This window comes from Anaerolineales bacterium (assembly GCA_003105035.1).
Lineage (GTDB): Bacteria > Chloroflexota > Anaerolineae > Anaerolineales > UBA4823 > FEB-25.
On sequence record PQAL01000019.1, the window covers coordinates 154,073 to 167,209 of the forward strand.

Here is a 13,137-nt window from a genome sequence, read left to right on the forward strand (position 1 = left end):
ATGTTTCACCCCGGTTCAGCCAGCTTATGGTGCGACTTGCGGGTTGGCTGGATTCTCATCAATTTTAAGAGGCCGGGGATGAGCAATCCCAGGATGGTTGCTCCAAGCAATGGGTCAAAAAGCGGAAGGGTCAAGGTCGGATACGGGTCATAGTACAGGCTCTCGTGGCTTATCCATGGTATGGGTAGCACGCAAATCGCCAGGATGAGCAACGATACCAGCACAGTGAGCACATCTTGCCAGGTCCATCCAGGGTTATGGTAGGTGGTTCGGGTTGATTTTCGGCCCATGTACCATATCCCCCCGATGATCAGGGCAGCCCCTGCCACGAGCAGGCTTGTCCCGTATAATCCTGCACCGCCAAGCTGGATAATCCATCCCAGCGAGAGCAGCACCAGCCCTACAACCATCACCAGGCGGGGAAAATTCCGCTTTTCATCCGCTGAAGGCCTGGTGCTGGCAAACCCCCTGGCAGTCATCGCCTCGGCCAGCTGCATGGCATGCTCGAGGCCGCCCACGAGGAGAGGCATCCACAGCGGGAGCCAATCGCGCAGGGTTCGCATCTGATGGCCGCGGATGGCCTGGGCCTCGCGGATCTTGTGGAATTGCCGAATCGTCGTGGGAATGTAGGTGACCGCAATAGAGGTCACCACGGCCAGCGGGAAAAAAGCCTGCGGAATCAAACTGATCAATTCGCGCACGGTTAAAGCCAGATTTAGCACCACGAAGCTGGCCAGCATACCCGTCAGGATCAAACCATTAATCGCCCCATACACCATGGCTTCCAGGGTCACCGGGCCGCTTAACAGGGGCAAATTGCCGGGGATGGTGAACAGCACTGTTTCGCCGTAATGGGAGGTCAGGGCGTTAAAAACCGTGGAGAGCAGCATGATCCAAAGCGCTAATTTCCACAAGGGGAAGGGATTACGCACATCCCCACCTGCCTGGCGTAAAACCATCCCGACAAAACTGACGCACATCAAGATCAACACCAGGTAAAGCGGGTTGCGCGTTATCGAGAGGATGATGACCGCAGTGACCAGCCAGGCGACCCAGGCCCAAGGTTGCTTCATCGAGTGGATCTCTCTTCCGGTAAACTAGCAGATGGATTTCCATCCGGAGTATAGGTGAATTCAAAGCGTTGGCGGAAGCGACGTAACGAACGCAAGGCTGGCCCACCCAATAGCAACAATAAGAACAGGTTGCCTAGCGCAGCGATGGTGTCCCACACCAGAGAAGTCACCAGGTAAAAAGCCAGGTAGTGCCGCAGGGTGGCCAGGAAACCCAAGCCTGCCGTGAAGGATTGATCCTGTGGGCCAACGATGAATGGCCATTGCCATAGGTTCATCACCGCCCCGTACATGAATCCCCACAAGAGGCCAAAGCCCGCCAGCGCGTATACTTCCAGCTGGCCAGCTCGTTTTGGTCTGCCAGTCATTCGGGCAGTCAGCCTTCTAACGATAGGCCGTAGCAGGATTGCACTCATCCCTACCCACCCGGCGGTGAACATCTGGGCTGGCAGCCAGGGCCCAACACCACCTGTCACGAGCGCTGAAACCAGCATGGTGAGAGCCCCCATCAGGAATCCCACCCGCCCACCAAACACATAACCCACCAGGATGATCAGAAAGAAGATCGGGGTGAAGCCTCCTGGCCCTGGTATGGCAGTCTCGATAAATCGCAGAGCCGAGTTGATCGCTACGAGGATTCCCAACAAGGCGATGAGCTTGGTGTTGACCATCTGACCCTGGGCTTCGAACAGGAGCACCACCAGGCATAAAGCCAGCAGGAAGGTCATCATCAACGGCATCTCGCTCATCCGCAACGTGCCAAAGCCGGTCTGTTGCGATGCCGTAGGTAAGAAGAAGGGATACAACAGCACCAGCAGCCCAGATAGGGTTGCAGTCAGGTAAATAGCGGCACTGGATAAACGCGACTTCATACCGACTCACATTCTCAATAACAAGTATTTTTCGGCTGAAAATTCAATCATTTCCCTCCCCGCCGGATTAAGAACAGAATCAGTAATCCCAATCCGAGCAGAATGACGGCATAGATGATGTAATTAACTGGTACTGCCGGTGAGGGCGGTGGTGCTTCGGTTGCCACCGGTGTAAGCGTTGCCAGGGCTTCGGTGACATTCATTTGAGGCTCTGAGGTATCCGTCGCAGGCACCACGGTCTGAGTGGAAGGTGGTAGTACATACGGCACACCTTCACAGATATTTTGGAAGGTGAGCACGGGAGGTGGGTTCCCGGTGCCCCAGCTCCAGGCATTGATAGCGCCATCCTGCACCTGGCTTTGGTCTGCACCGCTCACCGCATAATCCCAGCCATTGGTCGCCAGCTGCCAATAGGACCAATAATCAGGCATACTCCCGAAGCAATCGGAAGAGGCATTCCCTACCTCACCGATTTTACAAACTGCAGTACCCTGGTTAGGGTTCGTGGCAGTCTCCACCGGTAAGCCTGAGCGTATCAGCAAGTCCAAGCCGGTGATCGTGGTCTCCGTGAAGCTAATACAGGTGGTATATAGCGAGCTGTCACTATAATAAATCACCAACCCAGCACGGTGGGGGACGGGTGCAGCTACGAGATTCGATAAGGGTATACCGGAAAGGCCGATGATGGCCTCGGCAGTGCTGTACGTATTGGCGTAGCTGCCACCGATCGAGCCATCGGGTTTATGCAGGCTTAGCAAGGCATCCAGGGGATTAGCCTGCTGCATGCTCCAGCTTTGCCCACGCACATCCTCCCCAGCAGTGACCAGGGCCTGGATGATCCACCCGGTCGAATCGGCATTGAGTGGGTCGGTATCCCAGGCAGGCTTCCAACCGCCGCTAGGAGCCTGTGAGGCGTGGAAATAAGCAATTGCTTTTTGGATGGCATCTGCCTGGCTGTCGAGATTACGGCTGGCAAGCAGGGCAGTCACCGCCAAGGCAGTTGTGTCAGGGTCTCCCGCTCCCCAACTGCCATCCACAGCCTGTGAACGGATGAGGTAATCGGTGGCAGTGGCAGGGGTGGTTCGCCCAGCCAGGCTCAACCCCAGGATGGACCAGGCTTGGCTCAGGTCACTGGCCTCCCCGCTGCTGAAGCCTCCCTTTGCATCCGTGCTGTACGTGCCTGCATCCGAATGGTAATTTGCCTCCAGCTCGCCTGCCAGGTCCATGCCACCGAAATCGGATGGATCGCCACCTGCCAGTGATACGGCCGTCAGCAAAACTCCAGCCCTTCCTGGAAACAATGATCCCGTGATATCGTGCGTATACGAGATCGCCTGGTTGGCCAGATAGTCCAGCATGGATAGACTATCTGTGGAAAGCACATCGGTGAGGGTTTGCCTGGCAGCGATGAACGCCATCACCGACCGGGCCGTCGTATCGGGGTCGGAGACCTCGCTGAAGCCAGTGATGCCACCATCGGATTGCTGCTGGCTTTGAAGATATGTCAGGCCTGCCTGAATCACATCCGTCTGGCTGGGAGCGACTTGTGCGAAACCAAGTTTTACCTGCACCAGGCATATCACCCCTGCGACTAGCAAAAATCCGGCAATCAATGAGAGCGATAATTTTAAAAATTTTTTCATGGTCGTCTCCATCCCAGTGTTATTCCACTAAAAAAGAAACCCCTGTTGCTTTTCGGACAGGGGTGAAATGCACATCGTTAATTAACGGCATTGTTCACAGTGCCTTCAGGCGAGGTAATGGTGAACCCAACTTGGGCGGGCGACCTGGCTGAGGAGTATCTCCTTTACAGTTGCGTGACAGCGCCGGACTATGAACCTTGAAACCTACCGGCTTCGCCTTTAAGCCATCCCATCCGGGGGATATGGCACCCAAGTGGATAATATTCGATTGTGAAGGTATTTTATACTGCTAAGAAGCGTGCGTCAAGTCTATTCTTGATAATGAAAACGTCTCGATATCCTGTACGAATCAGATTTTGTGAGGATGCTTTCGGCCCACCAGGTCAGCGGCTGCAAAACCAGCTGATAGAGCTGCCCGGTTCATTTCCTCGGTGCCCTTGGGCGCGCGGGCGGCTACTGCCTGGATAATTGCCTGGCGGGATACGACATTCGTCAGGCCCACCAACACACCCAGGGCTACCACATTGGCGGTGATGCTTTTCCCGCTGCTTTCCTGTGCCAGGCGGCTGATAGGCACCTTGATCGCCCGGCTGGAAGGGACACGGCCGACCTTCTCCTGGTCCACGATCAACAGGCCATCTTTTTTGAGGTTCCCGGCATATTTATCGCAAGCTTCCTGGCTCATGGCCACCAGCACATCAGCGATGATCACCTCAGGATGGTCAATTTCCGCTCCAGAAATCACCACTTCAGCCTTGCTGGCACCCCCACGCGCCTCTGGGCCGTAGCTCTGGGTTTGCGTGGCGTTTTTATTGTCAAAGATGGCCGCTGCTTCAGCCAGGATGATGCCTGCTAAAATCATGCCCTGACCACCCTCACCCGCCAGACGGATTTCCATTCGACTACCATGGTTTTTTGTTGCCACAAGTCACCTCCTCACGCCTTAACCCGTTTAGCGGTTTGCTCAGCCTGCACCCGCTGGATCAGCTCTTCGTAAAGCTGGGTGTATTCAGGTTTTTCGATATCGTGGATGACACCACGCACGATTTTCGCCTCACGCTCTTCGGGGGAAAGTTTTTCGGCGGCACTGGCTGAAACACTATTTTCCTTGAGCAGGCGCATCATGTCTACCGGTGAGCCCAGCTTATTCACCCGCCCAAAGGTGGTGTGGCAATAGCTGACAGCTTCCACCAGGCTGAAGCCATTCTTGCGGATAGCCTGTTCGAGGAAGCGATCCAGCTCAACAGCATGATAGACCGTACTGCGTGCTACATAAGTTGCCCCGGCAGCCTTCGCCAGCTCGCAAATCGGCATGGGAGGTTCCACGTTTCCGTACGGAGCTGTAGCAGCTCGAGCACCAATCGGTGTGGTCGGGCTGTACTGCCCACCAGTCATGCCGTAGATGGCATTATTGACCACAATCGCCGTTATGCCGATATTGCGGCGGGCGGCATGAATGAAATGGTTGCCCCCGATCGCCAGGGCATCGCCATCACCCATGATAGTGATCACCTTCATGGCAGGCCGGGCGATTTTTAACCCAGTGGCAAAAGCCAGGGCGCGACCATGCGTGGTGTGAATGGTATTGAAATCCATATAGACCGGCATGCGTCCCGTGCAGCCGATCCCCGATACCAGGGCGACGTCATCTTTTTCGATGCCAATCCGATCTATGGCGCGGATCAGTGCACTCATGACGATGCCGATCCCGCAGCCAGCGCACCATACGTTTGGGAATTTCTTGGTCGGACGTAGATACATATACTCGGTATGTTCAGCGTGTGTTGGCATAATTACCTGTCTTCGATCGCTTCCAGGATCATCTGGGGAGTCACCATTTCACCATTGGCGCGGTTCACCCTCACCACCTTGTTGCGCCCTGCCACCCTTTCCACTTCTAAGGCCAGCTGCCCGAGGTTCATCTCGGGGACGATGATACGCTTGGCGGTGCGTGCTACCCGGCTGATTTCTTCTTCTGCAAATGGCCAGATGGTCAACAAGGTGACCATGCCCACCTTGGTGCGGCGCTGGCGGGCTAGCTTGACGGCATGCCGGGCGCTGCGCGCTGATGCACCATAAGTGACTACGACGGTTTTGTCGGTTGGAGATAAGTCCTCTTCAAAGAGAATGATGTCGTTAAGATTGCGGTCAATCTTGCGGTGAACCCGCTCGATCCAGGGATCAATCTCATCCAGCCGGGTTGTAGGATAGCCCAATACATCATGGAACAAGCCAGTAATATGATATCGATAACCCTCACCAAAATTCGCCATGGGAGGCACATCACTGAGTGAATCCCCGTAAGGTTTGTACCACTCCGGTGGCACATCCGTGGCAATCCGCTCGACCCGTTCAACGCTTTCAAAATCGGGCAGCTCGATTTTCTCGCGCATGTGCCCGACCACCTCATCCAACAACAGGATGACCGGTGTACGGTATTTTTCTGAGTAGTTGAAGGCTTTGACAGTCAGATCGAAGGACTGGCTGACCGATACCGGACTGAGCACGATCATTGGATGGTCGCCATGCGTTCCCCAACGCGCCTGCATGACATCTCCTTGAGAAGCACTGGTCGGCTGCCCAGTACTGGGACCCAGGCGCTGGACATCCACAACAACCACAGGCACTTCGGTCATGGCGGCGTAACCAATATGCTCCTGCATCAATGAAAAGCCTGGTCCTGATGTGGCAGTTAGCGATTTCAAACCACCCACGGAAGCACCGATGCAGGCAGCCAGGCTGGCGATCTCATCTTCCATCTGGATAAATTTTCCGCCCACCTTGGGCAGCTCGCGCGATAACATTTCAGCGATCTCAGTCGACGGAGTGATCGGGTAACCGGCATAGAATTTACACCCTGCCGCAATCGCCCCCCAACCTACAGCTTCATTCCCTTGCATCAATCGAACGGTCAATCCGGCCTCCTTATGGTTCGATCTTCTTGACGATAATCGCCAAATCTGGGCAGTGCGTGTCACACCAATGGCAGGCAGTGCATTTTTCAGGGTAGACCACCACCGGATGATCATCGTCATCAAGCGCCAGTACCCCGGTTGGACAAAAAGCCACACAAATACCACACCCCTTACACCAGTTGGCGAACACCGTAACATGACCACGTGGCCCTTTTTTGGCTGTGGGCTTTACTTCGGCTATGGATTCTTCTGCCTTTGAGGGATCACTCATCGAATTTCATCCTCACCCAAACTGAAAAAATTAGACTCAACTTATCCAATCATTATACTTTTCGGAACATCGCATGTTAACCGATAAACAGCTAATCTTTCCAGTGAATATCATCACATTAACTGCGTGAGGTCACCTGATTTCTGAACGAGAATTATCCCAGACATTTTTTTATTAATCTCATGTTAAAATGGTAATTCCAGATTAACCTGATCCTTATGGCGATTGAAGCGCGGAATATTATAAACAGCCGATATGGCTTAAATATCGCTTATTTTATTGGCAGATATCTGCCTGCCTGGATGGGGCGCGGCATCGCTTCATTCGCGGCAGACCAACTGTCATCACGCAAGGATTGGCCGATGGTGCGGGCTGCCCGTTTAAATCAGTGGGTAGTGCGGGGTGAGCAGCTTTCAGCTCGCCTCCTGGATGAGGCTGTGAGGGATAACTTCCGCAGCACGGCGCATTCGATTTTCGACCTGTACCATAACATTAATAACCCCGATATATTCCGTAAAATCATTAATGTCGATCCAATTGCTGAACAATTCGTCCAGCGACCCGAATTTACCGAGCGTGGTCTGGTAATCTCTGCAGTGCATCTAAGCAGCTTTGATTTCATTGGTCAGGCTGCGGGTACTGTTGGGGTAAAAGCCATGTTCCTGGTCTTACCCGACCTGAACCCGGGCTATCAGAAACAGCTGGAGATGCGCCGCGAAAAGGGTATGAACATCCATCCCACGACCCCGGGGGTAATTAAACAGGCAGTCAAGTATCTGCGGGAGGGTGGCGTGGTGATGACCGGGATCGACCGACCGGATGAGAGTTACCCTTATCGCCCATGCTTCTTTGGGCGACCGGCAGCTCTGCCTGTGCATCATGTATTCCTGGCCCTTAAAGCCCAGGTGCCAGTTCTCGTCGCAGGGGTCGTCTGGCAACCGGACAAGCGCTACCACTTCCTATTCTCCGACCCTATCGAGATGGAGCCCCATCCTGACCGCCAGGCGGAGATTATCCTTAATGCCGAAAAGATCTTGCGTGTGGCGGAGGGCTACATCCGTCAATACCCCAACCAATGGGCAATGACCTTCCCAGTCTGGCCGGGTATCATGGATCAGGTTCCTGAATGAAAATATCACGGGAGGGAAAACATGAGTGAAATCAAGGATCATAAGCGGGTAAATGACATCCTTTTAGGACCGCTTGAACGCCCTGCCCTTCAGTGGCTGGCAGCCCATTTGCCCGCCTGGGCAACACCCGACCTGATGACTGTGATTGGCATCATTGGAGCGTTGATCATCACCCTGGGGTATGGATTAAGCCGCTATAATCCTGCATTTTTATGGCTGGCCACGTTTGGTTTTATCGTCAACTGGTTTGGAGACAGCCTGGATGGTACCCTGGCACGCTACCGCCATATTGAGCGTCCAAAATATGGCTTCTTTATCGACCATGTCACCGACTGCCTTACCGAGATCATCATCATCCTGGGTCTGGGTTTGACTTTCTACATCAGCTTTTCGGTGGCGGCCATGTGCTGCATCGCTTATATTTCAATGTCGGTGCTGGTCTACGTCCGCATGAATGTGATGGGTGAATTCAAGATCTCATACGGCAAGCTGGGGCCCACCGAAGTAAGGGTGCTGGCTATCCTGCTCAATACAGCCATGTTCATCTTCGGTGTGTATAAAATCAACTTCTCGTTGGGCGGTGTTACAGCTGCCATCAGCCCGTATGACCTGGTTGTGGCAATTATCGCTCTGCTATTGATCTACTTCTTCGGTGAAACGAGCTTTAAACAGGCTGTAGCCTTGCGAAATTTACACGAGTGAAGATGTCTGCTTCGGCAGATCCCTGCAGCGTTCAAACAACTCTCCAGCAAGGATTACTTTATCTTCTGTCCATGCCTTGCCTACGATCTGCAACCCGATAGGCAGCCCACTTTTCGACCAACCGCAAAGCAGTGAGAGGGCAGGCAAGCCAGTCAGGTTGAATGGAGCGGTAAAGCGCGTCAGCAAGCGGGCACGTTCCAGCGCATCCGCTGAACCGCGCCTGGGTGCGGTGATCGGCACGGTTGGTGTGAGCAGCAGGTCAAACTCGTTAAAGAATTGGTCGAACTGGTGTCGCAGGACGGTCTGCAGGCGGCGGGCTTCTGCATATTCAATGGCTCTGAAAGATGCCCCGGTTTGGAGGCGCTTGAGTACATCGCTACCAAATCCTTGAGGCTGCTCAACCAGGCGCTGGTAATGAAAAGCAGCAGCATCAGCAGGAGTCATCAGACCATTGGCTATGGCTGCCTCGCGTGCCTCTGATAATGCCACTTCATCAACGCGAGCTCCAAGATTTTCAAATATTGTCACTGATTGTTGGATGGCTTCGTGCACCTCTGGGTCAATAATTTCAGGATCGGTGAAATAATCGTTGTTTGCCAGGGCAATCCGCCAGCCTTGAATGCCGTTATCCGGTATGCTCAGATAATCCACCACCGGTTGGTCGACTGACCAGGCATCCTGCGGGTCATAGCCTGCGATGGCATTTAGTAAGATGGCGACATCACGCACGCAGCGCGCCATAGGTCCGGCGTGGTCCAGGTTCCAACTTAATGGAATAACGCCGCGCAGGCTCACCCTGCCATACGTCGGCTTAAGGCCAACCACCCCACAACATGCCGAAGGGATGCGGATGGACCCACCAGTGTCACTGCCCACCGCACCCATGCATAGTCCAGCAGCCAGGGCAGCAGCGTTCCCACCCGATGAGCCCCCCGAGATGCACTTCAGGTCCCAGGGATTACAGCAATCACCATAATGAGGGTTTTCGTTCGTCACACCCAGGGCAATTTCGTGCATATTGAGCTTCCCCACTAACACACAACCGGCCCCTTTAAGCTTCTGCACCACGGCAGCATCAGCTTTAGGGAAGTATTCCGAAAAAAAAGTCGATCCTGCGGTTGTGCGGATGCCCTCGGTTTCAAAGAGATCTTTCAACCCCAGCGGAATGCCATGCAGAGGTCCCTTATATATTCCATTGATAATTTCCTGCTCCGCCAGGCGCGCTTGCTGTAAGGCTAGCTCTGGAGTGACGGTGATGAATGCATTCACCTTATCATTGAATAATTCGATGCGCTCGATATGGGCTTTCGTCAGCTCGACTGGTGATATTTCTTTATGCTCAAGCAACGCTGCGGCTTGATTTAACGTCAACGATGTTAACTCCATATCTTCTCCCATTTGCTTGGTATTAAAATTTTATTCTCGTCTACTTAACTGCCACCACCCCGAAAGCTCGCGGGGCGCGCCGCACCTGTCTGAAGCCCACTTGTTCCAGCCTGCGCATCACGCCTGCGGTGATGTTCCTCCCCGATTTACTTTCAGGATCACCAACATAATGAAATAACTGGCTGCGGTTACGCATCACCCGATACAGCTCATGGTAAAACTCGCCTGAATACAGGTCCCCTGCCAGGCTGAAGACTGGCGGATCATGAATCACACGGGTGAAGCTCGCATCCGGGAAGGTGCTCACCACATCAAAGCTGTCACCCATGAGCTGGGTAATTTTTGGGTTATTGAACAAAATCTGAGACCAGGGGTTTCGGAGGCAAACCTCTAAAGCCGCGGGGTCCAGCTCGATTGTTGTGACGTGTTCTGCAGTCCTGGCAGCTTCAATGGCGGTGTATCCCAGACCGGTGGCTGTATCCAGAACCTGCCCGACCAGGGGCTTGATCGCTCGAATTTTCTCCAGTGTATCCCGGTGTGGATCGGTGCCCTTGATGCGATGCATGGGGATGCCCGAGACCAACATGGTGGGCGCTCCGGAAGTGGGGTACAGGCTGTACACCCGCTCGGTCTCCTCGGAATAGAATTGGATCGGTTGGGCATGGCTATCTTCGATAAAAAAACAGCTGGATTCCGATCCGGCGATAATATTTAACTGGTCCCACGACAGGATATCGTCCTGTGGCAGTTGGAGACCTTTCTCATTAATGGGTAATTCAATGGTGCTGATCCCCAAATCCAGGGACACATTTACATGGGTAGCCCCTTCAGCCTTTGCATCGAGTGCCATCTTTGCCTGGTAGAAAGACAGGACTACCATCATGAAATCCTTTTTATCTGCCTGCTAAGCAATCACGAAGTGCTGTGATTGTGTTATTGGTATCCCGATGCAAGATAGCACATAAGCCTTCTTTACGGGCGGCTTCGATATTCTCTAGCATGTCATCTATAAATACAGTTTCCGATGGTTGGACTCCCAGGCGTTTAACAGCAAGATGAAAGATGCCCGGGTCTGGCTTGATCATCTTCACCTCGGCTGAAATGATCAGCTGATCAAACAACCCATCGATGCCCCATCGCTCATGCATGGTTTGGCGCAGGTTATCCCAGGCGTTACTAAGCAACCCCACCTTATAATGAGGATGAAGCTCCCGGATAAATTTCAAGAGCTCCCAATTGACATCATCGGCAGACCAGTATTTCTCCAGGAAAGCAGGCATCGCTTCACGGGTAAGATGGAGAGCTTCCCTGACCGATTCCCAGTGCTCATCCACGCTGATCTCGCCCTTGGATGCTCGCTGGGCAGAAACGCTCGAGAATACCAGCTCATCCAACCTTGCAAGGGTCACACCTAATTCCTGAGCTAGCTCCTGGCGTGGGCGGTCATCCACCATGCGCACCAGCACGCCCCCAAAATCGAAAATGACAGCCTGGATTTTTGCCATGGATTGTTTCAAGACTCTACAAGAAGAGTAGCAAGGTCTTGCTGCACTTGGCGTGCATCCCTGAAGCGAATGCCACACAGACCAACCTGTATTGCTGCATCTATGTTTGTTTGGGCATCATCCACAAAGACTGCCTCACTCGCCTTAACCCCAAGTCGATCCAGCACCAGCTGGTATATCTGCGCATCGGGCTTGACCATCCCAACCTCACCGGAGATGACCATCGTATCAAAAGCGTCCTCGATATGCCACGTCTTTACGATCTGTTTCCGTAAATCATTGGCTGCGTTACTGAGAAGGGCGGTTTTAAAACCCCGGTGCAGGTCGCGGATATAATCGACAAGGTCGTTGTCCAGGGCATCTTCGGCAAAGAAAATGTCGATCGCCTCATTGAATTTTTCTGGTGAGAGGTTGAGCACCGATCGTACGTATTCGAGGTGTTGCTTAATGCTGATTTCACCTCGTTGTGCTTTGCTGCCTGATTCACCCCAGAAAATCAGCTCCTCCAGCTCAGACCGGCTCATCCCAAGGCGTGCTGCCAGGTGCTCCCGCTGCGCGAAATCGGTGGTGCGCAACAGCACTCCGCCGAGATCGAAGATGATGGCTTTGATCGGCATGCCAGCAAGTATAACATCTGATAAAAACCGTATGCAAACAAAAGAGCACGAAAAACGAATGCTGGGGATACGCCTTGTAACCGTTGCCAGCTCCTCCTACCTTATAATTTTGCAAACTTCCTTCTGTCATCTTTGCTTGACATCCGCTTAACCCACGATGTATACTTACGCCTTACAGCAATCCTCTCAATGATTCTTCATAAATTTTGAATTTTAAGGAGCATATCATGTCCCCCTTCTCTCGCATGCCACGCTATGATATTCGTAATGATGGCGCTGGTCCCTATGCTATCTTTTATTGCGATATGTGCGGGCGCGAATTCCGCAGCCAACCTGATTATGTCAATACGGTGAAGCAGGATATCGGCAAGTCTGCCCTGGGCGGATTCTTGCGAAAGGTACCCCTGGTCGGAGACGCTGTTGCAGAAAACGTAGTCGGGGAAGACCCGCGCTACAGCTATAAGATGAGCCCTGCCCAGCTGGAATCTGCCTGGAAACAATGCCAGGTGCATTTTGGTGAGTGCCCTACCTGCAATCGCATCGTCTGCCTATCAGATTTCGATGCACAGAGCGGCTTCTGCCAGGAAGATAGCCCCCGTACAGAGGAAATATCTGAAGCGCGGGGCGCCCAGGCTGGAGCTGCGATCAAAGGCTTTGCCACGGCCTTTGGTCTGGGTGGAGCACTCGAAGGCATTGGTAAAACCGTTGAAGCTGCGGGTAGGGCCAGTGCTCAAATGGCCGTGTGTCCCAACGACGGCACCCTGGCAGCCCCAGGAACCAAATTCTGCCCCGAGTGCGGCTCACCCATGACCCAACCGGTAGCCACCACTTGCCCGAAATGCGGTGCTGATACTCACGGTGCCAAGTTTTGCCCTAACTGTGGTAATAAAATGGAGCAAGCCCCTACCCACTGCCCAAATTGCGGGGCCGAGACGAAGGGTGCTAAATTCTGTCCAGAATGCGGGACAAAATTAGGCTAGCATTATTGATAATGAAAGGGCAGGCTGAACAAGTCTGCCCTTTTCT

Annotated in this window: 14 protein-coding genes and 1 riboswitch; of the genes, 3 read left to right on the forward strand and 11 right to left on the reverse strand. The window is 53.4% G+C overall.

Annotation, left to right across the window (positions count from 1 at the left end; genetic code table 11):
- Positions 1-5: 5 nt before the first annotated feature.
- The 7 genes from C3F13_09210 to C3F13_09240 all read right to left on the reverse strand — a co-directional run bounded on the left by C3F13_09210 (position 6) and on the right by C3F13_09240 (position 6,771).
- A complete protein-coding gene (locus tag C3F13_09210; protein ID PWB53576.1) occupies positions 6-1,073 on the reverse strand; it encodes a hypothetical protein in 1,068 nt (355 codons plus the stop codon).
- A complete protein-coding gene (locus C3F13_09215) occupies positions 1,070-1,942 on the reverse strand; it encodes an ECF transporter S component (protein ID PWB53577.1) in 873 nt (290 codons plus the stop codon). The genes C3F13_09210 and C3F13_09215 overlap by 4 nt, the downstream gene beginning before the upstream one ends.
- A gap of 47 nt (positions 1,943-1,989) precedes the next feature.
- Complete coding sequence (locus tag C3F13_09220; GenBank protein ID PWB53578.1) at positions 1,990-3,585, reverse strand: hypothetical protein; 1,596 nt, start codon at positions 3,583-3,585, stop codon at positions 1,990-1,992.
- A gap of 116 nt (positions 3,586-3,701) precedes the next feature.
- Positions 3,702-3,853: riboswitch (cobalamin riboswitch) on the reverse strand.
- A gap of 81 nt (positions 3,854-3,934) precedes the next feature.
- Positions 3,935-4,483: a 2-oxoglutarate ferredoxin oxidoreductase subunit gamma gene (locus tag C3F13_09225; protein PWB53579.1), complete on the reverse strand. Its 549-nt coding sequence runs from the start codon at positions 4,481-4,483 to the stop codon at positions 3,935-3,937.
- A gap of 38 nt (positions 4,484-4,521) precedes the next feature.
- Entirely contained in the window at positions 4,522-5,376 is an 855-nt protein-coding gene (locus C3F13_09230) for a 2-oxoacid:ferredoxin oxidoreductase subunit beta (protein PWB53580.1), read from the reverse strand.
- Between the two features lie 2 nt (positions 5,377-5,378).
- Positions 5,379-6,485: a 2-oxoglutarate synthase subunit alpha gene (locus C3F13_09235; GenBank protein ID PWB53581.1), complete on the reverse strand. Its 1,107-nt coding sequence runs from the start codon at positions 6,483-6,485 to the stop codon at positions 5,379-5,381.
- 25 nt (positions 6,486-6,510) lie between these two features.
- Entirely contained in the window at positions 6,511-6,771 is a 261-nt protein-coding gene (locus C3F13_09240; protein PWB53582.1) for a 4Fe-4S ferredoxin, read from the reverse strand.
- A 218-nt stretch (positions 6,772-6,989) separates the two neighbouring features.
- On the opposite strand from C3F13_09240, the gene C3F13_09245 reads away from it, so the two are divergent.
- The gene (locus C3F13_09245) at positions 6,990-7,901 is read left to right on the forward strand and encodes a hypothetical protein (GenBank protein PWB53583.1); all 912 of its coding nucleotides are present in this window, start codon (positions 6,990-6,992) and stop codon (positions 7,899-7,901) included.
- A 21-nt stretch (positions 7,902-7,922) separates the two neighbouring features.
- Positions 7,923-8,603: a CDP-alcohol phosphatidyltransferase gene (locus C3F13_09250; GenBank protein PWB53584.1), complete on the forward strand. Its 681-nt coding sequence runs from the start codon at positions 7,923-7,925 to the stop codon at positions 8,601-8,603.
- On the opposite strand, the gene C3F13_09255 is transcribed toward C3F13_09250, so the two are convergent.
- The 4 genes from C3F13_09255 to C3F13_09270 are packed head-to-tail and all read right to left on the reverse strand — an operon-like array spanning position 8,592 to position 12,111.
- Complete coding sequence (locus C3F13_09255; GenBank protein ID PWB53585.1) at positions 8,592-9,989, reverse strand: Asp-tRNA(Asn)/Glu-tRNA(Gln) amidotransferase subunit GatA; 1,398 nt, start codon at positions 9,987-9,989, stop codon at positions 8,592-8,594. The two genes, C3F13_09250 and C3F13_09255, sit on opposite strands and share 12 nt — an antisense overlap.
- A gap of 40 nt (positions 9,990-10,029) precedes the next feature.
- Positions 10,030-10,872: a spermine synthase gene (locus C3F13_09260; protein PWB53586.1), complete on the reverse strand. Its 843-nt coding sequence runs from the start codon at positions 10,870-10,872 to the stop codon at positions 10,030-10,032.
- 10 nt (positions 10,873-10,882) lie between these two features.
- Positions 10,883-11,494, reverse strand: coding sequence for a hypothetical protein (locus tag C3F13_09265; protein PWB53587.1), 612 nt, complete (start codon positions 11,492-11,494; stop codon positions 10,883-10,885).
- 8 nt (positions 11,495-11,502) lie between these two features.
- On the reverse strand, positions 11,503-12,111 hold the full coding sequence (locus C3F13_09270) for a hypothetical protein (protein PWB53588.1): 609 nt from the start codon (positions 12,109-12,111) through the stop codon (positions 11,503-11,505).
- Positions 12,112-12,338: 227 nt separating this feature from the next.
- Here C3F13_09270 and C3F13_09275 point away from each other — a divergent pair, with 227 nt between their 5' ends.
- Positions 12,339-13,091 carry a hypothetical protein gene (locus tag C3F13_09275; GenBank protein PWB53589.1) on the forward strand — a complete coding sequence of 251 codons (753 nt, stop codon included), beginning with the start codon at positions 12,339-12,341 and terminating at the stop codon, positions 13,089-13,091.
- Positions 13,092-13,137: the final 46 nt, after the last annotated feature.